Genomic DNA, 25967 nt, shown 5'->3' with positions numbered 1-25967 from the left:
AACTATGCACAAAAGATATGAATTAACGCCTTCAAATGCGCAACCGTTTCCAATCTTTATTGAGAGTATTGGACATCATGAGGATCAGGAAAAATTGGTTAGACCCGAGGGCTTCCCCAGTTATCATTGGCTTCAAACCTATGCTGGTGAAGGAGAGTTCGTCCTGGATGGCAAAAAATATTTACTTCCTGAGGGAACAGGTGTTTTTATGCTTCCGGGGGTTCCGCATTCTTATTATGCCGTTACGGAATTATGGTGCACGCAGTATGTCACCTTTGGCGGAGCTTGCATAGAAGCCATCCTAGGCACTTTAGATCTCTTGGAATCTGCTGTTTACAGATGGGATTTGAGTGGTCCGATGAATACGGTAATTGGTCAAATAATAACAAATATGGACGCAGGCTCCGAATACTCTGGGTATGACGCCTCAGCCGATTTATATCATTTTTTCATCCAACTTAAAAAACATGGTCAGGTCAATAACCGCACCTCAATTCGTAATCAAATTGCCCTTTTACAACCTTTGCTGATGTGGCTTGAAATTCATTATCATAACCCTGATACAAGTCTTGAAGAAATGGCTGAAATCTTAGCTATTACACCACGGCATATGAACACATTGTTTCAGCACGCTTTCGGGCTCTCGCCTTACTCCTATCTAATTCGAATGAGACTTCGTAAATCCAAAGAAATCCTCATTCACCAGCCTGCAAAAACAGTCAAGGATGTGGCTAAGTACGTTGGGTTCCGTGATACGAGTCACTTTGTAGCCAGCTTTCGCAAGCACGTCGGACTGACACCGGAAAAGTTCAGACAGATGAATTAACGAACCTAATCGTATATAATGAAAATATAGTAACTATTTTTTCATCGAAGGAGTATGAGTTTTTTATGATCATAGAAATTTTTGAAGACATTGTTTGTCCTTGGTGCCGTATCGGCAAAAAGAATTTGGAAGATGCCCTAGCTAATTTTACAGCGGAACCGGTTGAAGTTCACTATCGTGCCTTTCAACTAGATCCGTATACACCAACAGAAGGTTCTCCGTTCCGCGAGCTTATGCACCAAAAGATGCGCGCAGACGAAGATCGATTGAACGGTATGCTGCAGCAGGTCACTCAAGCAGGCAAAGCCTCCGGTTTGCATTTTGACTTCTCCAAAGTTGAGAAAATGCCGAATACGCTAAAAGCTCACCAACTGATTGCAATTTCACCAAAAGAGTTAAAAAAACCAGTCGTAGACGCATTATTTAAAGCTTATTTTGAAGATGGCAAAGACGTTGGCAACTTGGATGAACTTCTAACCGTAGCGGAACAGCTTGGTATGGACCGCGAGAAAACCAGATCTCTTTTGGACGCGAAAGAAGGTCTGGAACAGGTTGAAGATGATTTAGAGTTCGCTAGGCAAGCTGGTGTTACCGGCGTTCCATTTTTTGTAATTAACCGAAAATATGCGCTTACCGGCGCACAGCCATCCGCAACACTCCTTCAGGCCATAGAGCAGATTAGCGCCGAGCAACCTGACGAAAATGAAAATGAAACCGAATCATAAAACTGTACAACAAAAAACCGACTCGCTTTTCTCCAGGAAAAGCGGTCGGTTTTTTTAATTGCGATTTTAAGCTGCTGCTTCTGACGTTTCTCCTGCTGCTTTTTTAGTGAATATTCGCAAGTAAAACAAACCACTAACGATGATCACTGCCGCAAAAATGATGAGAAGATTACTGTAAGGAATTGCTGCTACAGAATTCAGAACAGGATTCTTATAAAAGTCCATCATACCGCCATCCAACAATTTGGCGACAAGTGCCGTTCCTACAGCCCCTGAAATAAAACTAATTAGGTTGAAAAGTCCCATGCCCACTCCGGTTTCACTCACACTCAGCGTCAAGGATACACGGTTCGCCAGAGCCGTTTGCACGAAGGAGAAGCCGACATAAGTAGGAAGAAGCGCCGCAGAAATGAACCATGGGGTATGACCAACCAATAACGCAATTGCCACAAGGCTGATCACTAAAAGCCCAAGGCCAATAAACACGACAAAGTTATTGCCCTTTTTGTCCGCTAAATTCCCGCCAATTGTACCAAAAATAACGGCACACATGGCCCCTGGGAACAAAATTAGCCCAATTGTGCTCGTGCCTAGATCGTTCACTTTGGCTAACATGAGCGGAATGACGAACATAATGCCCATGACAGTGCAAAATACGAGGAATCCAACGATTAAACCGCCACGCAGCAGTTTGTTTCGGAATAGAGACGGTTCAATAAAAGGATCTTTGGCTTTAAGAATATGAGAAATAAACCAAATGAATAGCGCTAAACTCGCGGCCAAATAGTACCAATGAGGGAAAGATAAGTAGACGATAATGCCAGCGACAGAAAATGCAACGAGCGCCGCTCCCAAGATGTCTACACTGCCTTCTTTCCGTTTTTCCTCAGGTAAAATCTGATTAAAAAACGGGATTGAAATCAGAGTAAACAAAGGAATGACGAACAAGTACGTCCAGTGGAGTGACGAGGAAACAAATCCACCCACTACAGGCCCTACGGCGATAGCAAAGGAAACAGTGGAAGTTAAAAGCCCGAAAACTTTTCCTCGATCCGTAGGTGAAAAGTAACGTGCAACAACGACCATAACGAGCGCTGGAATGGCTGAGGCTCCTGCACCTTGCACGGCGCGCGCAAAAGATGACCGCGGGATACCAAGCCTGAAGCACAAAGCCAAGTGCAGATCCAATACTATAGATGAGGATTCCGGCAACAATCAGCTTTTTCAAAGAAAAAATATCGGATAACCGTCCATATATAACGGACCCAATCCCGAAAAAGATGATAAATGTCGTGAGCACCCAGCTAACCCCTGTTGGCGTAATGCCGTACTGCTTAGCGATTTCGGGGGTTGAAACGTTGAAAACCGTTTCGTTTAATACAGCAAAAAAGATCAGAAAAATAATCCATGGCACAGCCTTTTTGGCATCTATAACCTTCTCTTGTGCCACCTCAGTTGCAGAAGCAACGTGTTGCATGGTTTTCACCTCCACTTTTCTCCAGTTATCTGTAATTATCCAGATTACAATTAACTGTAATGATAATTGTTATAGTTTGATCTGTCAAGGGATATCTTCCCTCTTTGATCAAGATATAAGATAATGAACGAATGGACTTGCATTAATCGAACAGGAGTTACTTAAATGACGACTTTACTTCAATGGCTCAAGCAGCTGCCCTCACGTATGATGATTGTGATTTTGCCTTTTTTCCTTATGATTATGGTCGAATATTTAGATCGCGGCTCGTATGAAGAACTCCACAAATGGGTGACGAACCACCCTCTATCCATGGTTCTTGCCTACTTTGTAGTGGGAACTTTGTATCTCTTTCTTATTGCTATTACCGGCAAAAGCCGCTTATCCTTCTGGCTGCTTTGCGCTGCACTTTTACCGCTAGGTGCAATTAGCGGAAGTAAATTAAAGGCAATAGGAGCCCCTTATTACCCATGGGATCTTTATTTTAACAATCAAATTGTGGCGTACGTGCCCTTTTTGAAAGGGTATCTCAATCTTCGAATACTCGGAGTTGTCGCGCTCTTTCTCGTATTGCTCGCTTTGTTATTTCATTTGGCGCTGCGCCGCCAGCATATCCGATTTACATGGATAGAACGCAGTGTCTATGCTGTGGTTGCCATCGTAATGGCGACGAGCCTTTATATGGACAAGCCAATTCCATTCATGAATATTTACGGGATATACACGGTCCCTTGGGATCAAACAATCACCTATGATGAGAATGGATACCTCTATTCATCTGTGCAGATGTTAGGTTTTCTGAATGTAGCCAAACCGGATGGTTACAGCAAAAAAGCGATAGAAAGCATTTTAGCCAAAATTCCAGAGAAACCGGCTGCTGGTGATAAAAAACCAAATATCATCGTGATGCTTGGAGAATCATTCTGGGATCCAACACTTATGAAAAACGTAACGTTTAGCCGTGATCCAATCCCGAACCTGCATCAGCTTCAAAAAACGTACACAAGCGGCTGGATGATGTCTCCCCAATTCGGCGGCAGCACGGCAAACGTAGAGTTCGAAGTGCTATCCGGTAATTCGATGCGGTTTTTCGGCAAATCTCCTGATAAAATATTGCCTTATATCCAGTATATGAATCATGGCGTTGATTCATTGGCCAGTATCATGACTAGACAAGGGTATACTGCTACTTCTATCAACCCTTTCTTCAGCTATTTTTTTGACAGTCGTAAGGTGTATATGGATTTTGGATTTTCGCGGTTTATTTCCAGCGAGTATTTCCCAAATGATTTTGAAGGGCCGAACTATGCGGATCGGGCTGTCGTGAAGAAGATTATTGAGGAAACTGAAAAAAGCGCGGGACCTGATTTTATTTTTGCAAACACGATGGAAAATCATCATCCTTACAAGCCAGGGAAGTTCACCAAAAACACGATTGAAGTGACGGGAGATATTAGCTCGGAATCCAAAGGTATTTTGGAAACGTATGCTCAGGGTATTTCGGGAACTGACAAAGCGCTTCAGTCCTTGGTGGATTATTACTCCAGAAAATCTGAGCCTACCATTTTGCTATTTTTCGGCGACCACTTTCCTTTTTTTGAAGATGATTACAAAGTGTACCGCGATGCGAAGTATGTTCTTCCCAATGATCCTGATCTCTATACAAAAACTCACTATACGCCATTTTTGATATGGAACAATTTCCTTCCTGCAGACCAAGAACAGTTGAATCTCAAGATGAGTCCTTCGTTCCTTGGTCCCAAACTCCTTCACATGGCTGGTGTTAAAGGCAGTTACTACACTGATTATCTGTATAATTTATCGCAGAAGATTCCGGTCATACCGCCAAATGACATGTGGGAAAAATATAACATTAAAGCAAGCGACCTTAGTGACTATATGAAGCTTCAATATGACAATTTATTTGGCGGCCGTTACGGGTATGAAGCCAAAGGTTTCAAAGACACAATTGTTCAGCCAGGATATGTGTTAGGGTATGGAGATCCAGTTATTACTAAGTTAAATCGCAGCGGAAATAAACTTCAGGTTGTGGGCAAGCCATTTTATTCTTCCTGCAATGTGTATATCGATGATAAGTTGTTTAAATCTAACTTTGATGGTGAAGATAGCTTGTATGTTGATCTAACGGATAAAGAGAATCCGATCCTCGATAACGACAAGCCTCATCAGGTCGAAGTGCGGGTTTATGACGATAAGAAGATGAAAATTGGCCAATCACCTCTATACCCGCTACCGCAGTCATGACGATAGCCCTCTTGGAATAGGATGAACCATATCCTGCATCAAGGGGGTTTTGCGTTTGTCCAGTTATGTCCCGCCTGCTCACGTTCATTTTTTCAAGGCCATTTCATCCATGACTCTCGACCATAATCATTTATTACGCTTATATACCTTTAATGTGAATGGCACGGCTTATGATGGCCATGTTCACCAATACCAAGGGATTACCGGCATTCGATATGGGCATTACCATAATTATTTTGGTACGACAGGTCCTGCCATTCCGCTGCAAAACGGCACGCATATCCATTTTTTAGAGGGAGTCGTAGAACTTAATGCATATAACACATCTAGAGGAGGTGCACTTAAAATCTCCGCCCAAAAGACGGGACTGATTACTGAACTGCATCAGCATAGCTATTCCGGGTATTCTACCGCTGGTTTTGGCTATGAACCTTGGTGAAAAAAAGAGTCAAGTTCAGAAGCTGCAGGGCTTCCACTTGACTCTTTCTGTATTATTTTAATGTTTGGATCTGAATGGACCACTCGAAAGTGAATGTCTCTCCTGCCGCCAAGCCAAGTGAACCGGATATTTCGGGTGCAAAAGATTCGTTGAACACGTTCATGATGCTCGTGTATGGCTCCAGAGATACGGCACTCGTCCATGGCGCTGTGAACAGAACATGAATGGGAAACTTGTCGCCCATGTTGAACACAAGCTTGGTTCCGCGAGCTTCATACTGAATCTCGCAGGTCTGAGGGCCCGGCTCGATGCTGAGCATCTGCGAGCCGCCTGGATAACTCGGCAGCGCCGTAACGAGCTCGCCTTGCTGAAGCGCCGCGGTGAGCGGCGATGGTGCAGGCTCGCCTGCGGCGTAGCCATCTGCGCTTAGCGGCCACTCTGCCGCCGCAGGGATCAACACCTTCACGCGGCTCGCTTCGCCGTCCGCGTAAGCGAAGTACGGGTGAAAGCCAAGTGAGAGCGGCATCGTGCTGCCGCTCTCATTGGCGATTTCACCGCTGAGTGACAGCGTACCGTCCTTCAGCCGGTACGTGAAGCGAAAGCATGCGGCGTGTGGAAAATACGCCAGCACGTCCGGGTGCTCCGCGATATTGAACTCCGCGGAGACATAAGCCCCGCCAGCCGCATCCGCGCCGCTGGCAACGACCTTCCACGGCCGCTCGCGCAGCTCGCCGTGAGAGTGATCGGGCTCCCGGTTAGCGGGGAGCCGGTATTCGCGGCCTTCGAAGGTGAAGGCCGCTTGCTTGACGCGCCCCGGCGGGAACAGAATGGGCACGCCGTAGCGCGAAGACTTGACGCGAAGCTCAGCGACGCTGGCTGGCTTCGCGATGTAGGCATGGTTCCGCACATCGAAGCGGAACAGGTGCAGTCCAACGGCCGGAATGATTTCGGCCGTTGCCTGGGCTTCGTGGTCGACGAGGCGAAGCGTCGACTCCCCGTCCCATTCACTATGGATAAGTTCATAACGTGACATTATTAAATCCTCCTTTGTTTATGCTTACGATAAGCTTTTCTTGTAGATCTGTCTTCTGTCTAGTTGCCCGTAATAGCTCAAGACTAACAGTATTCCCGCTACTAGAATGATCGTGGTGACCAAGCTGCCCTCCGCCCCAAAGCTGCCTCCAGAAAGAAGCACGTTACCTTGATTTTCGGCTTTGAAAATAGAAGGCATAGGGGTGCCAGAAACCTGAAATCCAAAAATGCAGCCTTGAATAAAGTTCCACGACATGTGCATGCCGATCGGCATCCACAAACCTTTTGAAAGTTCGCGGGACAAACCGAATAACAATCCTGCCAAAATTAAGTTCAATAGCGGCATGGACGTGCTCCACATCCCAGGATTGAACGAGTGCAGGAACGCGAACACAAGCGTCGAGATGGTTATGGCAACCGTCGTACCAAACCTTTCTTTCACTAGTCCCTGCAGATAACCGCGGGCAAATAATTCTTCATTGACAGCGACACCAATGAACAACAAGAACCCCCTTACTAATTCGGCAAACATCGATTCGGTCCATGAGTTGGACTGAACGTTAATGCCGCCGAGCAGCCAGATGCTTAAGCAGGAGACTGTGATAAGGAGCGCCCCCGCAACGAAGCCTTCACCCAATCGTCTTGCAAGATGGCGACTCTGTAAGCCCAGTGTCCATCCCTTGCGTCGTTCAAAGATCCCATACGAGAGAAACACGCCGCTTATGAAACCAATAATTTGCGCCCACAAAGCTGCCTTAATAAAAAAGGAATCGCCAGCTACAGCGGCCATGCTCCTCTCCAGCTCCGGCTGCTTCAAAATCGCAATAACCGCTGCCACAATCGATAATATGACCGTAATCACAACAATGAAAACAAGGGTCAAGAGTACTTTGCCCAAAATGGTCAGAATGGATAAGGACGTTCGCTTCTTTACATCGATGAGGCTTCACTCCTTTCTCCCACTTATTCGAGAAAAAGGCCCTAAATCCTGCCAGTTCCTCGGCAAAGGAACTCTTGTGCAATTGTTGGCTCCGTGCCACAATAGAGGAAATATTGGATTTGTCTACGGAGGACTCATGCTGTTCGTTCTATTTGCTTTATGGATTATCGCGCTTGGCCTTGTGATGATCGATCCCCGGTCAAGCACCATGCGCTGGATGAGCGCCATCGCTTTTACAGGTGGTTTCGGAGCCCTCGCAGCCGTTTTATCGGAAACCTTCATTCCCTACATTCAACAAGCTGTACCTAATCCTTCGATTAGTGCCTTGCTTTATCGCTTCATGGGGATTTGTTCGCTAATTTCTTATTACGGCTTGCCCTATTCGTTCGCTATGCTCTCGCTAAGCTATAATACGACATGGCAGAAACCCGCTTTACGCACATGGCTGCCATTCGCATTACTTCTACCTGCTATTGCGTGCATTCTGTTCACACCAGGATACACAGAGGAAATGCCGATTACATTCCCCATCGTCGCGTTATGGGCCGTGCCTTATTTTTTCATTGGCTCCGTGCTAATTGTTATAAAAACAGAGCGGCTACCCGCTTTAAAGCGAACGCATTTGTTTACATGCCTTGCGCTCTTGCCGCCAATTCTCTGTGTTGGCGTACTGAACTATGTGATGCCAAGTTTCGGTTATTACCGGATGTGGGTGTACCACGTATGGATTCTTGCTTTTGTCGTACCTTTTTTCGTTTACACATTTTTCAAATACGGCTTCCTCGGGATGAGGCTTTTAATTGAACGCCGTAAGCTGGACTCGACACTGCGTGCTATCACCTCAGGGACCGCTATATTAAATCATGCCATTAAAAATGATGTCGGGAAAATGCGATTGTTTCTGGAAAAAATGAAGCAGCACGCCGAAGAAACCCATCAAACGGAGCTCATCCGAGACATTGAGGTTGTCATGGGAGCTTCCGAGCATATCCGCGATATGATTTCCAGGGTCCACGAACAAACCCAGGAGCTCCCCCTGCGGGTCACTTCTGTTCGTATCGGTGAGCTGATCGATGAGGTGCTTCAACCTCTCCAGCCTTCTCTATCGAATATCGCCGTTCAGTTGAACATCGCGGAAAACTTAACGCTTCAAATTGACCGCATCCAAATGGCGGAAACTTTAACGAATGTGCTGATGAATGCCATTGAAGCCATGCCGCATAATGGCGAACTGATGATTCGCACTCTGCACGTGAAGAAAAATATTGTCTTGGAAATCAAAGATAACGGTATGGGGATGGACAAAGATGTTTTGAAACAAGTCCTGGAACCTTTTTATACGACGAAAAGCGGCAGCCGCAATAACTTCGGCCTTGGGCTCGCCTATTGCTATAGCGTCATGAAAAAACATGGAGGAACATTGGAGCTTAGCAGTTCACCGGGGAAAGGCACGAGTGTGTTTCTTACATTTCCAAGCAGCCGAATACAAACTTAAGGGGGTTCAAGATGGAACCAATTCGCATATTAATCGTTGAGGATGACCTGGATTGGCTGCGCGGCCTCAAAGCGTATCTAGACCGGCAACCTGATCTGCAAGTCATTCGCACCCTCTCTACCGCGGAAGAAGCGAGAGAGCTCTTTACGGCGTCTGAACCGGATGCTGACGTTGTACTTATGGACATTATGCTGCAGGATGAACCTGCAGGCATCGGGCTTGCCGAGCAGGCACTTTTGGCCTGGGGTGCCAAAGTCATCATGCTCACTTCCATGGAGGAAAAGGACTTCATTTTCCGGTCCTTCCAAGCCGGCGCCATCGATTATCAAATCAAATCCAGATTCGAGGAATTGCCGGCAATCATCCGCGGGGCACATGCTCGGAAAGCGTCCATTAACGCCGCTGTAGCCGAGCAAATGCGCGAAGAGTTTCGCAGGCTCAAGCGGCTTGAACATCAATTCAAGGTCAAGGAAGCCCGTGATCTGATTACACCGACAGAACTTCAAGTACTGGAAATGATTGATCAAGGCCATACGCAAACGGAAATTGCGAGCCGTTTTTTCATTTCGCTGCGGACAGTGAAAATTCATGTGGGCCATATTTTGAAAAAATTAGGAAGTCCAAGCAGCAAGGATGCCGCTCAGAAAATGAGAGAATTAGGACTGTTCGAGCGAGGGAACTCGACGCACACCAGTGATAGTGATAAAGATTAGTGGATATCTTTCTTTTTAAATCTTCCGCCTTTGACATCGTGGATATTGCCGACTGCGAGGAATGCCGATGGATCGAGTTCATCAACAATGGATTTCAGCTTCGCCTCCTCCAGTCGCGTGATGACACAGAATATAACCTTTTTATTGTCTCCGGAGAAACCGCCTTCCCCTTCCAAATAGGTAACACCGCGACCCAACCGGTCCAAAATGGCTTCTCCGATCTGTCTAAACCGATCACTGATGATCCAAACGGATTTGGACTCATCAAAACCCTCGATCGTCACATCAATCATTTTATAAGCGATAAAATAAGCAATTAATGAGTACATCGCACGATCCCAGCTATATACAAAACCTGCACTGCCTAGAATAAATACGTTGAAAAACATCACAACCTCGCCGACGGAAAAAGGAATCTTTTTAGAGATCAGAATCGCAATGATTTCTGTTCCATCAAGCGATCCCCCGAATCGGATAACCATCCCTACGCCAATTCCAAGGATAATCCCACCAAATACGGCAGCCAATAAAGGATCATTCGTCAGCTCATGAACCGGGTGAAGCAAGGCTGTGCCTGCCGACATCACCAAAATAGCGAATAATGTCGATAACGCAAATGTTTTACCAATCATTTTATAACCGATAAACAGAAATGGAAGATTCAATAAGGTAAGGAATATCCCTACTTGAATTTGGGTCAAATATGACAAAATAATTGAAATCCCGGTAATTCCACCATCAATAATTTTGTTAGGGACCAAAAATATTTCGAGTCCGACAGCCATTAAGGCTGCTCCGATAAATAGAAAGACACCGCGCCGCAATAAGCTGGTCTTGGTCATTCTGCGATGCTGCGCTCTAATCGTTGCCCGCTTCTGCAATTCGATCTGTTCTTTAGCCATCGTTCATCCCCTTTCGTCACTTACATTTTTCTACTTACTATCTTCTCGTCGGAACCATCATTTCCCTGCCTATAGCCGCCAAATTTTCACGTCAAAATGCCTTAAAATAATTAGATAAACTACCATCGAATATTGCCGATTCCCATGGTATAATGTCTGATGTCCTTTACAATTTATCTACAATCCATAGGAGAACATATGAAATTACATCTAGAACGTTTACTGCAGCTGTCGCGGCAGCGGCTGCCCTTTATTCTTATCGCTTTAATTCCTGTGGTCATCATGGAAATTTTAAGCCGCGGGCAATATATAGAGATGTTTACATGGAGCTATAAGCATATTATCGAGTTGCTTTATAATGAATGGATTGTATTTAGTCTGCTTTTGCTTTTTATCGCCATTATTGGCCGTACTAGAGTAGCCTATTGGATTCTTTCGGGAATACTGCTGGTGATGGGACTCATTAGTGGGATAAAACTCAAAATATTAGGCGTCCCTTTGACACCTTGGGATATTGTTTTAGCAGGCGAAGCATCCGATATGGTGCAATATATTAAAAATATATTCACCTTCAATGTGCTGTTTATGATCGTGTTGTTCCTTGCAGCCAGCTATTTCTTGTTATACCGCACACAGTTATTTATGAAAAAAGTGCATATAAAAGAACGGGGAATTGTCGCCGTTATTGCGCTTGGCATGTTGGCAGCGGTTTATACCGATTTACCGCTACCGGTTCAGAAATGGTGCGGCATTAAAGCTTCGGTATGGAATCAGGTTGAGAATACGCAAACAAACGGTTATGCGCTAGCCACCTTCCTGAATACGAAGTCGATGTTCAGCGAGAAACGAGAAGGCTATGATGATAAAGCGGTTGAAGCCATCGTCAGCAATTCACCTAAACCGCCGGTTAAAGCCGGCGATCCGAATGTAAAGCCGAATGTGATTGTCGTATTGAGTGAAGCTTTCTGGGATCCTACCGTGATCAAGGGTGTAACATTCAGCCGGGATCCAATCCCATTTTTTCATCAATTACAGCAGACAGGTACGAGCGGTACCATGCTTTCGCCGCAGTATGGCGGTGGAACTGCCAACGTGGAGTTTGAGGTATTAACGGGGAACTCCATGCGCTTCTTGCCGCAAGGATCGATTGCGTATAACCAATTTATTACGAATGAAGTAGATTCCCTAGCTAGTATTTATGCGAGACAAGGTTACACATCTACAGCGATTAGCCCTTTCTATAACTGGTATTTTAACAGTAATCGAGTCTATAAAGACTTTGGTTTCTCGAAGTATATTCCAATTGAATATTTTAAGCCTAACTATTCGGGCCCTTACATCGCGGATAGTGAAGTTGCGGCGAATATTATCCATGCGACGGATCTCAGCGAAGGTCCCGACTTTGTTTTCGCAAATACGATGGAAAATCATTTCCATTTCTTCCCGGGTAAGTTCCCAAAAAATACGTTCGATGTCACAGGTGACATGTCCCCTTCCTCTCAAGGTATGCTCGAAACGCTTGCTCAAGGCATCAATGCCTCTGATAGAATGCTGAAAGAGCTTGTCGAGTATTATGAGAAAAAAGGCGAACCTACCATTATCGCATTCTGGGGCGACCACTTGCCGGCCTTAGGCGATGATTACGCCACTTATATTGACACCAAATATATTAGCGGTAAAGACGATCCGGATTTCTTGAAAAAAATGTACAGCGTTCCTCTTGTCGTCTGGAACAATTTCGACACGGAACGCAAGGATAAGCTCAATATCAGCCCATCATATCTAGGTCCTTATCTCATAGAATTATCTAAACAGCAAGGCAGCTATTATACTAATTATTTAAGCCAGCTTTCGAAAAAGATCCCTATTATCCCGCCTAAAGATTATTTTGAGGCGATGCACATCAACGAACAAGATTTAAAAGACTATGAAACCTTGCAGTATGACATTATGTTCGGCGACCGACATGCCTACAAGGACTACAAGGTACCTATTATTAATTCGAAGTATATGCTCGGTTTTGGTCCCATACTCCTTGATAAAGTCGAGGCAGATACACAAGACCAAGATATCTCAGGGCGTTCCAGTGTTACACTTCTAATACGCGGCAGTAACTTGCCCCCTCTCAGCATTGTAACGCTGAACGGCAAAGCCATTCCGACGACATGGCAAGATGAGCATATGGTCACAGCCAGGGTGGAAGGCAATATGCTAAAAGCCGGCATTTGGGACATCCAAGTGCAAGTGAAAGACTCGAAGGAAACCGTTGTGGGCAAATCGAACACGCTCCCGATTGAGATGGGCGGAAGATAAACAAAAGAGTGTGTCCAACAGCCAACTTCATGGCTCGTGGGACACACTCTTTTTTTATATAAAATGCAATTAGAGCGTAATGATTTTACCTGTTGCTTCGGATTCGAATGCAGCCAGGATAACTTCCAAGGAACGTTTGCCTTCTTCGCCGGAAATACGCGGTTTTGTACCACTCACAATGCAGGATACGAACTCATCGATTACACCGCTTACCGTTTGTTTCTCATTTGTCGCTACTTGACCTACTTTGTAACGTTCAACCGTGCCGTTACGAAGTTCAACGATAACTTGATCGTTTGGATCTGTATCGATTTTGATAACGCCGTTCTCGCACCAGAGAACCGTGGAGTTGTCTTGGCCTTTGTAGTAAGTCCAGCTAGCAACTAGAGAGCCAGTAGCGCCGCTCTTCATGCGCAGCAAGCAAGTGGAGTTATCATCTACATCCGTTCCCTCTTTGTGAATAGTGCCTACGAAAGCTGCCACTTGTGCAACTTCATCATTCAACAAATAACGGATCAAATCCGATTTATGCACGCCAAGGTCGCCCATTGCGCCCATGATCGCTTCTTCTTTGCGGAAGAACCAGCTCTCGCGGCCGTCAATGCTCCAGCCTTCCGGTCCTGGATGTCCGAAAGAGGTGCGGAATGTCAGCACTTTGCCCAGCTTGCCTGATTCCAAAATTTCTTTCGCTTTCACGTGCGGCGCCATTAGGCGTTGGTTGTGGCCAACCATCAAGAACACGCCGTTTTTCTTAGCAGCTTCAATCATAGCCTCTGCTTCTTCAGCTGTAGCAGCCATTGGCTTCTCTACGAGTACATGAGCGCCAGCATTTGCTGCGGCAATTGAAACTTCTGCGTGCAAGTAGTTAGGCGTACATACGCTAACGGCATCCACTTTTTCTTCTTTCAGCATTTCAGTATAACTGCTGTAAGCTTTTCCGCCATGAAGCTGAGCATAATGCTCAGCTCTTTCGATGATTGGATCAACAAAAGCAACAAGCTCCACATTTGGATTTATTGCGTATTCCGGGATATGTCTATGTTTGGAAATCGAGCCGCAACCAACGACGGCCACTTTAATTTTACTCATTATAATTGTACACTCCTCTGAATGATTAATTAGAAAAATTAGTTAGGAACGACGTTGATATAGTGCTCTTTAACCCAGTTCAAACTGTTTTCAATGCTCACAAGCGGTGGCTTCTGGCAGTGATCCTGCTCAACTACAAGCCACTCCACGCCTGCTTGCTCAGCAGCTTTAATCACTTGCTCCAGTGGAACTTCGCCTAATCCTAGCTCCAATGTAACCAGTTTGCCTTCAGCATCCTTGGAGAAATCTTTGAAATGAAGCAGCGGCAGACGTCCAGCATACTTGGCAATATAAGCTAATGGATCTTGTCCGGCATATTTAACCCAGCACACATCCATTTCCACTTGAATCGCATCTTTCCCCGCGTACATCGCATCAAAGACGAACTCGCCGTCTACCTTATGATGGAATTCGAAATCATGATTATGATATAAGAACTGCAAGCCTTGTTTGCCAACTTCAATCGCAATTTGCTCACATTCTGCAATTAACTTTCTCCATTGTTCAGCATTTTCACGTTCTTCAGCACCTACATAAGGGCAGATCGCATATTTCGCGCCAATCGTGTGCAGGTAGTCAATTTCACCTTGCAGATTATTGCGGAATCTCTCCAAACTTACATGGCTGCCAATTGCTTTCAGGCCAAGCTCATCCAGCAAATCTTTCATTTCAGCAGCAGGCTTGTCAAAATAACCGGCAAACTCTACGCCTTCATAACCTAACTTCGCAACATGACGAAGTGTGCCTTCCAAGTCTTTTGCCATATCATCACGAAGTGTATACAATTGAAGACCAATTCCTAAACGTCCCATTTGTTTCCCTCTTTTCTTAAATTCCAATTTATGCATTTCTTTAACCTTGTAGACAGTATAACGGAACATAGCTTATTATGACCATTCACGATATAATCAAAACATCTCTTATTTGGCTACGAAAGGTGATTACAATGGATACGGAGTTGTTGACCTGCGGCTATTCTTTTCATATGGAACCGTTTAATGTGAGTGCGAAATCCGGACTCAATACTTATCTTTTCCGTTTACAGACAGAGGGTACTTGTGAAATTCTCGTTGATGGGCAAATGATTCAAATCGAATCAGGCCATTTGCTTCTATATAAGCCGGGCGATCCATATGAGTTAAAGATCGAACCCGCGAAAGACAACCCCGGCGGCAAAATCGCCAGCGGAGATTATTATTTATTTTGCAAAGGGGCCTGGATCGACGCCTGGTGGAAACGCAGCCACAAACAAACCTGCACGCGCATTGATCTTGACGCGCGGCTCATTTCGCTTTGGCGCCAGCTTATTCTCGAGAAACGCAGAATGGAAGAGGAAAACCGGGAGCTTAGCGGGTATTTGCTGCAGGCGCTATGCCTGTATGTGGAACGTGCGGCAACGGAAACCGTCTCCTTGCAAGGACGGCCTTTTACAGGCACCCGGATGAAACGGTTTATTGAGGCGCATGCAACAGCCACTTTCAAAGTGGACGATGTGGCTGACCATGTGGGACTCAGCGTATCCCGTGCTGTTCATTTGTTCAAGGAATGCTTCGGCAAAACCATGATTCAATACGCCTTGGAAGTCCGCTTATCCAGTGCTGTGGAACGCATGCACGATAGCTCCATGTCTTTGGAGCAAATCGCCTTGAGCTGCGGCTTCGGCAGCTATCCGTACTTTCATCGCGCTTTTAAACATCGATTCGGGATCTCTCCAAAGCTGTATCGGCAGAAGGATTCGCAAAATTAAAGAAAATTCACAAATTTTTCATGTAGTTTTTCTTAGAGTATGGAACTTTTTTGCCTTCTAAATCGTATATTCTTTGACAACTGAAAAAGCTAGTCGTTTACTAGATCCAAAATGAGGAATTATTTTGAATAGTTTTAACATATATACATGAAATGCAAGTTTGTTTCAAAATTGTAAAACTATTTTAAGGTTAAATTAATAATCCTCATATATGCTTGATGTATATCCAATTCCTAGGATGGTGAAAATCTATGAAAATGTTTATTACGATTCATAACAAACCCGTGCCTGTCTACTCCGATGAGAAAAATAAAAAGAAATTCAACCTATTGAAATCCGCTCTTGAAGCGAAAGTTACTAAAGGCAGAGCCACCATTAAGAAATGTTTGGAGTCGATCATCAGCATCGAAATCGTTGGCTGTGAAGCGATTCTCCATTCATTTAATGAACGCGATTCGTTGGCTTTATCCCTATATTAAAAAAAGAGTTTGTCGAGGGTGTTTCCCTGACAAACTCTTTTTTTCTATAAATATCGTTCTTTCACAATGGTTAGATGGTGTTCGGCATGACCGGCAATCACGTAGGCTAGACCTCGTGCAGTGATGTCAAACGTGCTGACGTTCGCCTGGCGCGACCAAGCGGAATCTGCAATCGTTCGGCGAAGTGTTAAGGTCGCCTGCCGAACCGCTTTGAAATCATTCAATAGATCCTCGATAGACAGTTCGTCGAACGAAGTATTCGCAACAAAGACGTCCTGATCAAACCCGGGTAGTAGCGTCGAATCTCCGCGAGAAATGCGCAGCATCCGGTAGCTCATCACCCGCTCAGTGTCCGTAATATGCCCTAATACTTCTTTCAAGCTCCATTTCCCCGGGGCATAGCGATATCGTGCCTTCTCCTCGTCAATATCCCCAAATAATGCAAGGATTTCATCGCGTTGACGGTCTAAGAACACCTCGTATTCCTCGTCAGTCACTTTGCTGATGTACTGTTCATAATATGGCGCGTATTCATCTTTCCCAGGCCGCTTCAACATATCGCAGTAATCTCCCTTCCATGATCAGTCTATTTATGTAATAGACTAATCATAGCGGAAAATAGGATCATTGAGAAGATGCCTGCAGTACCCATATTTTACTTTGGAAATCTCCGCGCAAATCGTTGACGGGAAGACCGGCGTAAAGCAAGTGATCGCCAGGATACTCCTCTTCCTTGCCAGCAATGCGGTAGTCGAAGTCAGGGTTAAGCCCTTTTAACCGCAGCGATTTGAGTGGTGCGTTTGGTTCTGCCAACACGCGGAAGTAGCCGACCAGCGCTTGTTTTTTATCTTCAGAGACGATCATCCAAGCCGTTTCGTTGCCCTCGAAGGGACTTAACAGACGATACAAGTCGCCGAATTGGACGAGCGGGCGAATTTCTTTGTAGTCCGCGATTTGCTGTTTGACAATCTCTTTCTCCTCATCCGTGAAACGGGTGAGATCCAACTCGTAACCGAAGTTGCCGGACATCGCCACATCACCGCGCATCTTCAGCGAGGTTTCGCGGTGCACCTGGTGATTCGGAACAGCGGATACGTGCGCACCCATCGAGCTAATCGGATAGACGATGCTCGTGCCGTATTGAATTTTCAAGCGGGAAACGGCATCGGTGTTATCGCTCGTCCACGTTTGCGGCATATAATAAAGCATGCCAGGGTCGAAGCGGCCTCCACCACCAGAACAGCTTTCAAACAAAATATGCGGAAATTCTTTCGTTAATGATTCTAGAACGCGATATAGCCCTAGGATATAACGATGAGCCGTTTCCCTTTGACGTTCAGGCGGCAGCGCAGCAGAGCCGATTTCCGTCATATTGCGGTTCATGTCCCATTTGACATAAGTAATGGGGCTGCTGCTCAGGATGTTGCGAAGCATCCCCAAGATGGCCTCACAAACATCCTCGCGCGAAAAGTCCAGAATCAATTGCTGCCGGCCCTCTGTACGGCGGCGGTTCGGCACGTGCAAGCACCAATCCGGATGTTTCCGGTACAGTTCGCTGTTCGGAGACACCATCTCCGGCTCAAACCAGAGTCCGAATTGAAGCCCCATGCCATTTACTCTGGCAACCAAATCTTCCAGCCCATTCGGCAGCTTCGCTTTATCGACGAACCAATCGCCTAGAGAGCTATTGTCGCTGTCTCTTTTGCCAAACCAGCCATCGTCAAGAACGAACAACTCGATCCCAAGATCCTTGCCCGCTTTGGCGATGCTTTCGATTTTATCCGCGTTAAATTGGAAGTACGTCGCTTCCCAGTTATTCACGAGCACTGGTCTAGTACGGTCACGGAACTCTCCACGACATAGGCGGGTACGGTACAGTTTGTGATAAGACCTGGACATTTCCCCTAAACCGGAGCTGGAGTAAACCATAACGGCTTCAGGCGTCTGAAAAGCTTGTCCAGGCTCAAGCAGCCAAGAGAAGTCAAACGGATTAATCCCCATGGAAATACGTGTATTCCCATACGGTTCTACTTCGGCATGAGCGGCAAAATTTCCGCTGTACACGAGGCTAAACCCGTATACATCCCCATGGTCTTCGCCAGCTTCTTTGGCGAGCAATGCAATGAATGGGTTATGCTGATGGCTGCTGGATCCGCGGCGGCTTTCTACGGTCAATTTGCCGGGAGCAAGCGCCCTGCGTTCTATATGCCGCTCTCTCACCCAACTGCCTGAAAGCTGCAGCAGATCAAATTCGCTATGCGAATAATCAACGCTCATACTAAGTGCACGAAGCAGCTTCAAATCAGCAGTGCCTTCGTTCACGAAACGCACGGATCTGGTCAATGCCGCATGCTGGTCAAAGATGGTGTAAGAAAGAATGACGCGTAGACCAATCAACGCATCCACTAATTCCAACTCAAGCGTTTGTGCTTCGTCCTCATGCTCTGTATACGTAGCCGGCAAACCTTCTAAAGTAGGCTTGCCTGCGTAGATTCGATGTTTATCATAGATAAGTTCAGTAATCGTGGACCCGTTCGAAAGCGCAACTTGATAAGCAGGCTCCCGAAAGTCACTTGTTCCATAGGCCGGATATTCCTGCGGTAACGTATCGAAAGAGATGCTGCGATCTTCCGGAACCGGGTTCGGAGAGAACGAACATCTTTCATGAAATTGTAAAATGGCGGCCAATTGCCCGGACCGGATGGGGCGACCCCAGTAGACATGTGCCGGGTAGGCATTCTGGACAAGCTGAATCACATAACTCATCTGGCTGTTTTTTAAATGGAAAATACCTTGTGTCTGTTCAAAAGTTATCTGCATAATATCCCTCCTGCTCCTTATTATCTTATTCTTTGCCAATCCGCACTATGGAGATTGTACACTTACATATGGAGAAATGTAGTTTTGCTATAGTATTCCCTAATCGCAGAAAAAAGGAGCAAGGGCTCAAAAGCCCTGCTCCCTTCCATAAATCCTTCCATTTAGCCGTATTTATACGTCATGCCGTACCCACCTTTGGGGTAAACCCAATCAATGTTGTGCGACGGACAGGCAATTCGGCAGGTTCCGCATTCAATGCAGTTCTCAAAGGCGACAGTCGTAATCTTGAGTTTCTTTTCCCATTCATACACATCAGACGGACAAAAGTAGTTGCAATCCTTGGTCACACAACTCAAGCAAGTTTGTTTGTCTTTAATGACGAGGTGTGACTTGTCGTCGCATTTATAACGGATCGTAAACAGCTTATCGGAAATGTCGCTTTGACTCATCCGTTCATCGCCCTCCATCCCTTGTAGCCCAGCTTCATCAAGTTCACAGTGCCGCCTGCCGCGTTTTTAATCAGCTTCATGGCCATTTTCTGCTTATCCGCTTTGGCAATGCCATCTACCAGGAACATGTTGTAAGCAGCTTCATTCAGTGCTCTTGGCAGCTTATCAAACAGAAGTTCAGGGTCCTGCTCCTTCAGGAACTGATGCATGCCCTTATACTTTTGCAAATCTTTGTGCACAAAGGATTCGCGTATTTTTTGATCGTAGGCCTGCAGCGAAGCGGCGGTGTAATCTCCGCGCCCTTTGGCCTCCACAATGGCCTCGCCTGCCAACCGGCCGGAAGTCATCGCCAAATTCGTACCTTCCCGATGGACGAAATTGATGAGCTGCGCAGCATCCCCGCAGACGCACCAGCCGTTGCCCGAGAGCGGAGGAATGGAGTGAAAGCCGCCTTCCGGAATCAAATGCCCGGAGTACTCTTTCGTTTCTCCCCCTTGTATCAGCTTGCGAATCATAGGATGCTGTTTAACCGCGTCTAGAACGGCATAGGGCTTCACTTTTTTATCGCGCAAATGGTTGACCATCACGCCCACACCTAAGGAAATCGTGTCTTTGTTCGTATAAAGGAAACCCATCCCCGCCATGCCAAGTGAAGTTTCGCCCATAAATTCAATCGTCACACCCTCGTCGCCTTCCAGCCCGAAGCGGTCCTCGATTTTCTCTTTGGGCAGCGCAATCACTTCTTTCACGGCAAGCGACACTTGGTCCGGCGTCCATTCCTTATGAATGCCCATAGCTTTTCCGAGCAAAGAATTGACGCCATCGGCAATCACGACAACGTCGGCATACAAATCGCCGTCATCCCGATCCGTTTTAACCCCAACAACCTTATCGCCTTCACGAATGACATCCAGCGCAACGGTTTCATACACAGGGATGGCTCCGGCGGCAACCGCTTTATCGGCAAACCATTGATCAAATTTGACTCGCAGACCGGTGAAACAGTTGTAAGGCTCTTTGTACGCCTCATTTCGGTGACCGAACGTGACCATCGATTCTTTGCCCATCATCCAAATGCGCTGCTCCACAATGTACCGTTCCATCGGAAAGTTCTTCTCTTTCCAAAACTCGGGAACGAGCTCCTCAATTTGCTTCCGGTAGAGGACGCCGCCGAAAATGTTTTTGGCACCGGGAAACTCCCCCCGTTCCAGAAGTACAACAGATAACCCGGCTCGCGCCATGGTTAGCGCTGCTGCAGCACCGGCTGGACCCCCGCCAACGACGATCGCATCAAACTTTTCATTCATTTGGCTTCACTCCTTTCCAGCGTTGGTACGGAAGCGGTTGTATCGGCAGCGGGTTTGCCAAACAGCGTACGGCGTTTTTTCACCTCTTGTGTTATCGCCGGAACCAGTTTAAACAGATCGCCTACCATCCCGTAGTGGGCAAATTGGAAAATAGGCGCCTTCTCGTCTTTGTTTATGGCGACGACAACGTCCGCGTTGCTCATGCCGACAGTATGCTGCACAGCGCCAGAGATGCCGATGGCGAAGTACAGCTTCGGCCGCACGGTCGCACCGGTCTGCCCAACCTGGTGCTCATGCCCGATCCAGCCCGCATCCACCGCCGCGCGGGATGCGCCAACGACACCGCCGAGCGCCTCCGCCAGCTCGGCGAGCAGCCCGAAGGGCTCAGGTCCGCCTAGTCCGCGGCCCCCTGCCACAATAATCTCGGCGTCCTCGAGATTCAGCTTGCCCGTTTCGTGCAGGAAGTCCAGCACCTGTGCGGCAATCTCTTCCTCCCGCATCGCCGCCTCGATGGCGATGATTTCGCCTTGGCGCGCCGTGTCCTTCGGCAGCGCCTGAAACACCCCGGCCCGCGCCGTCGCCATCTGCGGCCGGTACTGCTTACAGAGGATGGTGGCCATCATCTTCTCGGAAAAAGCCGGCCGGCTGGCCAGCAGCAGCCGCGACGGAGGCGGCTCCACGTCGAGCTGCGTCGTGTCGGCCGTCAGACCCGTCGGCAGGTGCGTCGCGATGGCGCCTGCCAGATCTCGGCCCGTTGCTGTCGCGCCGAACAGCACGATCTCGGGCTTCGCCTCCTCGATCAGCTTCAAACAGACCCGGCTGTAGGGCCGGGTTCGGTACGTGCGAAGCTCTGGCGCTTCGCAGAGGTACACCCGGTCCGCGCCGTAGTGCACGGCTTCATCGGCGAGGTGCGCTACATCTTCGCCGATGACGAGCGCCATGAGCGGCGCGTCCAGCTTCGCTGCCAGCTTCTTGCCTTCGCCCAGCAGCTGCCATGACACTTTTTTCGCTACTCCGTCCCGCTGCTCCACAACGATTAATACTCCCCGATAAGCGGACCAATCGGGCATTCCCGCTTCGGCCTGCTCCGTCGTTTGTTCATTGGCCATAGTGACTTCCTCCATTCGTTACATGTTCCTTACAGTTCACTTTGCTCTTGCATCTCTTCCGGTTTTCCCTAAGCCCAGTCAAGCAGCGTCTGCATTTCCTTGCTCATCAGTTGATCAGCGAGCTGCGCAGCCGCCGCTTCCGGCGATTCATAGGCGATCATATTGGTTTTAACAGCCTTCACTTCAGGCACCCATGTCTTTGCAACGATCGTAGGGGAGCCTTTGAGACCGATTTTCGCCCGTTCCAAATCTGGAAAATCCGCCGTCGTCCACACAGTCGGCTTGTAACGCGCGGCTCGAATCATGCCTGGCAGCGATGCCCTTCGAACCTTGTTCAGCTCCTTCAGCGCTGTAATCAATAAAGGCATGCTTGTCTCAACCACTTCAATACCATCTTCCAAAAGTCGGTGCACGCGAACTTTGCGATTTTGTTCATCGACATCCACCACTTTGTTCACATACGTGAGCTGCTCCAAATCCAATCGGCAAGCGACCCCTGGCCCGACCTGACCCGTGTCGCCATCCAGTGTTTGTTTCCCGCAAAAAACAATATCCACCGGCCCCCACGTCTCGGCGATTTTACGAATCGTCCGTGCCACGACATAGGAAGTAGCCAGCGTGTCCGCTCCAGCAAAACCGCGGTCCGTTACGAGGACGGCATCATCGGCGCCAAGCGAAATGCACTCCTTCAGGCCTTTCTCAGCGGGAGGCGGTCCCATGGTCACAACGGTCACTCTAGCCCCGGTTTCATCTTTGATGCGAAGCGCCTCTTCCAGCCCATGCATATCGTAAAAATTCACAATGCTGGGAACGCCTTGACGAATTAACGTGTTATTTTTCGGGTCAATGCGAATTTCTCTAGAGTCAGGTACCTGCTTGATACACACTACGATATGCAGCATTTCTGCACCCTCCTGTTTCTTTCGGAATCTTGTATGACACTGTTTGACAAAACACCCGCAATGCTTGTCATCATTGTGAAAATCGTCACTTAAATGACATGTGGAAATCGCTTTCATCACTAGCCAAATAACACAACAGCCTACAACAATATATGCAAAATGCTATCTAACATGACATTTACTTTTGGCTTGGGCTCTTATCCCTGTGTTACTGAATCCCTGTGAGAACTTGGTGCCGCGAAGTGAGAGTATTTGTTCGGTGAATGGTTGATCCATGAGCTGCCTTAGGACTTAGCTTACATAAATGGAAAATCTACCGTTATTCACGGCATCATCGTCGCAGTGTAACGAAGTAGCTGCAGAAACTCCAGCTAAATCGCGATAAATACACGAAATCTGCCAGCTTTCTCGGAGTTAAGACATAAATTCCAGCTAATTGGAAAACGGAGGATCAACTGTGGAGAATAGCAGGAGAAATCGGCGTTAAAATGAAGTTACCGCACAAAAAAAGGCCGGCCAGGATTCATCCTGACCAACCTTTTCAGCTATCGCTATTCATCTTCCGGTTCAATCTCATACGTGCATAAAAACCGCTCAACACCAGGGTATTTCTCGCCAAGACTGCGAATCACGAAGCCGATGCTCCGGTAAAATTGAACGGTTTCCTCATCCGTCTCCGCCACGATTCTAACAGGGTGCATCTCTTCAATGATTTCGAGAATGATGCCCCGCCCGAATCCGGCTCCTCTGCTATGAGGTTCAACCGCCAGATGCTGAATCGTCATTTCCTGCTCATCATTGATTCGAAACCCGATAATGCCGACAAGTATGCCTTCTGATTCATACCCGTAAAGCCACATATTCGAATCCGTTTCATATCTTTTAATCGTCTCCTCCAATACATCTGGATCAGGAAAGACGCTGTAGCTGAGCAGTTCCTGTATAAGATTCTCTTGAAGGCGGGACTTTACATCCATTAACACTTACGATCACTTCTTTCTCTTGTTCATCTGTAATCTATACATAATCTAACAGACTTAACAGCTTGTCAATCTGAGCTGCTGGTTTAACGCCTTTTTCCACTATCAACGGCACGCCACTGCCATAACTTATAAAAGGAATTCTTGCTTCCCTAGCGGCTTGGCCGTCAATCCAAGAATCACCGACAGAAATCCAATTATTCGCTGCAATTGCCGGAAAATGTCTCAACACAAACAAGTTTCCTGAGGGAGACGGTTTCATCGCATCCATCTGTTCCCTTCCGACAATCAAATCAAATCGCTCTTTGATTCCCGTGATTTCCAACGCTTTGATAGCGGCTGCGTAAGAGTTATTGGTCACAAGCGCAAGCGTATAAGTTCCCTGAAGCTTATCCAAAAGCTCCTGCGCATCCGGCTCAAGACCCGCCCCCTCCATGCCTTGAAGCTCAAATCCCTCAGCAATCTGCAAGGCGGCTGCCAATACTTCATCCGATGCACCCGCTTCTTTGACATGGGCAAGAATGGTTGAAGTAGTATGCGAGTCAATCGCAAACTCCCGCGATAATAGCCCCTCTTGAATTAAAAAACGGGCAACTGCCTGTTTCATCGCTGGAAAATCAATATGTGATTGAAGAAGGGTATTATCCATATCAAAAATAATGCCACGAATCGCGTTCTCTTTGTTCACCAGCGCTTCCTTCTCCCTATATCAAGATTTAGTGTATTTCGACACTATTCGATTTTAATTAACATTAACCGCTATATACACGTCACTGACTGACAACTATAATAAAACCACCACAGACTGGCACACCATCAATCTATGAGAGGAATCGGATATGCATCTTGCAGAAGCTCATCCCTATAGTTTGTACCTCATTTTTCTAGCATTCGTCGTTGTTCTGTTAGCTTCTTGTACTAGTCTGAAATTGACCCAAAGAATTGCCGACTCCAGTCCCTGGCAGCAAAAATTATGGATTCTAAGCAGTGCTTCAACCTTAGCGCTAGGCATCTGGTCCATGCATTTTATCGCGATATTGGCCTGTCCCTATCTGGCAGTTAAGAGTTTCGATATGTCAACCTTATTTACATCTCTGGCGATCGCTGTAATTGGCTCCATCACCGGCTTTACGGTTATGTACTTCGCCGCACTCGAATTTCCGAAATTTCTACTCGGCGGCACATTTATGGGATTGTCGATAGCCGGCATGCATTTCATGAATATGAGCGCCCTCAATCAAGTGGAAATTCGCTATGCGCCTCTTCCATTTATCCTTACTATACTAATAGCTATCATAGCATCCATATCAGCTTTATATCTATCCAACTACGCTAAGCAAAAAGCAATCGTCACCAGTGGATTTGTCCTCAGCTTAATCCTGACTGGTATGCATTACCTCGGGATGTCTGCGGCGAAAATAACATATTCAGATAGCAGCCTGCTTACTGAACATTATCGTACGAGCATGGACAGTTATGTTCTCGCCTTGTTAATTGCTTTTGGAACGATCATTTTTCTCTCCATCAACTTGTTTTATTCCATGAAAATCGATCAGAAGGTTGCCGAACAATTTGCTCTGAAAGCTTCTTTACTGGATATAAGCATCGACTGCATCATGGTGTTTAACAGCCGAGGGTGGATCATCGATTGTAATCCGGCAACATCCGCTGCATTCGGTTATACCCGCAAACAAGCTTTGACGTTAACCGTCTTTGATTTTCTATTTCCTTTTGATCGAAATGGCGAAGCCGCCGCTTCTTTGTTTCAGCAGTTATCACGGCAAGATGCCGCTTTGCTCGGCAAGCGAATGGAAATGGCGGCCTACCGTGCAGACCGTTCCGAATTTCCAGCTGAGATCACCATCACCGGCTTCCAATTCAAAGGCAAGATGATGTTTGCAGCAACAATTCGGGACATAACGAATCAGAAGCGTTCAGCTTCAGCTTCTGCTTCCTGA

24 protein-coding genes and 1 pseudogene are annotated in these 25967 nt (G+C 46.8%); 10 read left to right on the top strand and 15 right to left on the bottom strand.

What is annotated here, in order from left to right; all coding sequences use genetic code 11:
- Positions 1–4: 4 nt before the first annotated feature.
- The gene (locus tag RQP52_RS01850) at positions 5–826 is read left to right on the top strand and encodes an AraC family transcriptional regulator (protein ID WP_315949117.1); all 822 of its coding nucleotides are present in this window, start codon (positions 5–7) and stop codon (positions 824–826) included.
- A gap of 65 nt (positions 827–891) precedes the next feature.
- Positions 892–1551, top strand: coding sequence for a DsbA family oxidoreductase (locus RQP52_RS01845; RefSeq protein ID WP_315949116.1), 660 nt, complete (start codon positions 892–894; stop codon positions 1549–1551).
- Between the two features lie 66 nt (positions 1552–1617).
- Here the strand turns inward: RQP52_RS01845 and RQP52_RS01840 are convergent, their stop codons facing one another.
- Complete coding sequence (locus RQP52_RS01840; RefSeq protein ID WP_315949115.1) at positions 1618–2727, bottom strand: MFS transporter; 1110 nt, start codon at positions 2725–2727, stop codon at positions 1618–1620.
- Between the two features lie 22 nt (positions 2728–2749).
- A pseudogene (locus RQP52_RS01835) lies at positions 2750–3028 on the bottom strand (MFS transporter); the annotation flags it as partial.
- A gap of 165 nt (positions 3029–3193) precedes the next feature.
- On the opposite strand from RQP52_RS01835, the gene RQP52_RS01830 reads away from it, so the two are divergent.
- Positions 3194–5293 (top strand): LTA synthase family protein, encoded by a 2100-nt coding sequence (locus RQP52_RS01830; RefSeq protein ID WP_315949114.1) that lies wholly within the window; start codon positions 3194–3196, stop codon positions 5291–5293.
- A 55-nt stretch (positions 5294–5348) separates the two neighbouring features.
- Positions 5349–5732, top strand: coding sequence for a YmaF family protein (locus RQP52_RS01825; RefSeq protein WP_315949113.1), 384 nt, complete (start codon positions 5349–5351; stop codon positions 5730–5732).
- Between the two features lie 52 nt (positions 5733–5784).
- Here RQP52_RS01825 and RQP52_RS01820 read toward each other — a convergent pair whose 3' ends face one another.
- Both RQP52_RS01820 and RQP52_RS01815 read right to left on the bottom strand, forming a co-directional pair.
- Positions 5785–6765: an aldose 1-epimerase gene (locus RQP52_RS01820; RefSeq protein WP_315949112.1), complete on the bottom strand. Its 981-nt coding sequence runs from the start codon at positions 6763–6765 to the stop codon at positions 5785–5787.
- Between the two features lie 24 nt (positions 6766–6789).
- The gene (locus RQP52_RS01815) at positions 6790–7662 is read right to left on the bottom strand and encodes a CPBP family intramembrane glutamic endopeptidase (protein ID WP_315949111.1); all 873 of its coding nucleotides are present in this window, start codon (positions 7660–7662) and stop codon (positions 6790–6792) included.
- A gap of 178 nt (positions 7663–7840) precedes the next feature.
- Here RQP52_RS01815 and RQP52_RS01810 point away from each other — a divergent pair, with 178 nt between their 5' ends.
- Together RQP52_RS01810 and RQP52_RS01805 are read left to right on the top strand one after the other, a co-directional pair.
- Positions 7841–9199, top strand: a complete 1359-nt coding sequence (locus RQP52_RS01810) for a sensor histidine kinase (RefSeq protein ID WP_315949110.1) — start codon at positions 7841–7843, stop codon at positions 9197–9199.
- Between the two features lie 11 nt (positions 9200–9210).
- A complete protein-coding gene (locus tag RQP52_RS01805) occupies positions 9211–9912 on the top strand; it encodes a response regulator transcription factor (RefSeq protein WP_315949109.1) in 702 nt (233 codons plus the stop codon).
- On the opposite strand, the gene RQP52_RS01800 is transcribed toward RQP52_RS01805, so the two are convergent.
- A complete protein-coding gene (locus RQP52_RS01800; protein ID WP_315950355.1) occupies positions 9909–10754 on the bottom strand; it encodes a YitT family protein in 846 nt (281 codons plus the stop codon). The two genes, RQP52_RS01805 and RQP52_RS01800, sit on opposite strands and share 4 nt — an antisense overlap.
- Before the next feature lie 258 nt (positions 10755–11012).
- Here RQP52_RS01800 and RQP52_RS01795 point away from each other — a divergent pair, with 258 nt between their 5' ends.
- Positions 11013–13127 (top strand): LTA synthase family protein, encoded by a 2115-nt coding sequence (locus tag RQP52_RS01795; RefSeq protein ID WP_315949108.1) that lies wholly within the window; start codon positions 11013–11015, stop codon positions 13125–13127.
- Positions 13128–13196: 69 nt separating this feature from the next.
- On the opposite strand, the gene RQP52_RS01790 is transcribed toward RQP52_RS01795, so the two are convergent.
- Together RQP52_RS01790 and RQP52_RS01785 are read right to left on the bottom strand one after the other, a co-directional pair.
- The gene (locus RQP52_RS01790; RefSeq protein WP_315949107.1) at positions 13197–14216 is read right to left on the bottom strand and encodes a Gfo/Idh/MocA family protein; all 1020 of its coding nucleotides are present in this window, start codon (positions 14214–14216) and stop codon (positions 13197–13199) included.
- 38 nt (positions 14217–14254) lie between these two features.
- Complete coding sequence (locus RQP52_RS01785; RefSeq protein ID WP_315949106.1) at positions 14255–15028, bottom strand: sugar phosphate isomerase/epimerase family protein; 774 nt, start codon at positions 15026–15028, stop codon at positions 14255–14257.
- A gap of 134 nt (positions 15029–15162) precedes the next feature.
- Between RQP52_RS01785 and RQP52_RS01780 the strand changes: the two genes are divergently transcribed.
- The gene (locus RQP52_RS01780; RefSeq protein WP_315949105.1) at positions 15163–15963 is read left to right on the top strand and encodes an AraC family transcriptional regulator; all 801 of its coding nucleotides are present in this window, start codon (positions 15163–15165) and stop codon (positions 15961–15963) included.
- A 251-nt stretch (positions 15964–16214) separates the two neighbouring features.
- Complete coding sequence (locus RQP52_RS01775; RefSeq protein ID WP_127449564.1) at positions 16215–16442, top strand: 3-dehydroquinate dehydratase; 228 nt, start codon at positions 16215–16217, stop codon at positions 16440–16442.
- Between the two features lie 44 nt (positions 16443–16486).
- Here the strand turns inward: RQP52_RS01775 and RQP52_RS01770 are convergent, their stop codons facing one another.
- The 8 genes from RQP52_RS01770 to RQP52_RS01735 all read right to left on the bottom strand — a co-directional run bounded on the left by RQP52_RS01770 (position 16487) and on the right by RQP52_RS01735 (position 24697).
- Positions 16487–16999: a DinB family protein gene (locus RQP52_RS01770; protein ID WP_315949104.1), complete on the bottom strand. Its 513-nt coding sequence runs from the start codon at positions 16997–16999 to the stop codon at positions 16487–16489.
- A 67-nt stretch (positions 17000–17066) separates the two neighbouring features.
- Complete coding sequence (locus tag RQP52_RS01765; RefSeq protein ID WP_315949103.1) at positions 17067–19262, bottom strand: alpha-galactosidase; 2196 nt, start codon at positions 19260–19262, stop codon at positions 17067–17069.
- Positions 19263–19423: 161 nt separating this feature from the next.
- Positions 19424–19711, bottom strand: a complete 288-nt coding sequence (locus RQP52_RS01760) for a ferredoxin family protein (protein ID WP_315949102.1) — start codon at positions 19709–19711, stop codon at positions 19424–19426.
- A complete protein-coding gene (locus RQP52_RS01755; RefSeq protein ID WP_181646549.1) occupies positions 19708–21018 on the bottom strand; it encodes an FAD-dependent oxidoreductase in 1311 nt (436 codons plus the stop codon). Before RQP52_RS01755 ends, RQP52_RS01760 begins: the two co-directional genes overlap by 4 nt.
- The gene (locus tag RQP52_RS01750; protein WP_315949100.1) at positions 21015–22127 is read right to left on the bottom strand and encodes an electron transfer flavoprotein subunit alpha/FixB family protein; all 1113 of its coding nucleotides are present in this window, start codon (positions 22125–22127) and stop codon (positions 21015–21017) included. The genes RQP52_RS01755 and RQP52_RS01750 overlap by 4 nt, the downstream gene beginning before the upstream one ends.
- 68 nt (positions 22128–22195) lie before the next feature.
- A complete protein-coding gene (locus tag RQP52_RS01745; RefSeq protein ID WP_315949098.1) occupies positions 22196–23029 on the bottom strand; it encodes an electron transfer flavoprotein subunit beta/FixA family protein in 834 nt (277 codons plus the stop codon).
- 551 nt (positions 23030–23580) lie between these two features.
- On the bottom strand, positions 23581–24006 hold the full coding sequence (locus tag RQP52_RS01740) for a GNAT family N-acetyltransferase (RefSeq protein WP_315949097.1): 426 nt from the start codon (positions 24004–24006) through the stop codon (positions 23581–23583).
- 40 nt (positions 24007–24046) lie between these two features.
- The gene (locus tag RQP52_RS01735; RefSeq protein WP_315949096.1) at positions 24047–24697 is read right to left on the bottom strand and encodes an HAD family hydrolase; all 651 of its coding nucleotides are present in this window, start codon (positions 24695–24697) and stop codon (positions 24047–24049) included.
- A 151-nt stretch (positions 24698–24848) separates the two neighbouring features.
- Between RQP52_RS01735 and RQP52_RS01730 the strand changes: the two genes are divergently transcribed.
- The gene (locus tag RQP52_RS01730; protein ID WP_315949095.1) at positions 24849–25967 is read left to right on the top strand and encodes an MHYT domain-containing protein; all 1119 of its coding nucleotides are present in this window, start codon (positions 24849–24851) and stop codon (positions 25965–25967) included.

It is taken from the genome of Paenibacillus violae, assembly GCF_032461945.1.
GTDB classification, from domain to species: Bacteria; Bacillota; Bacilli; order Paenibacillales; family NBRC-103111; genus Paenibacillus_E; species Paenibacillus_E violae.
This window is presented reverse-complemented; position numbering and strand designations above follow the sequence as displayed.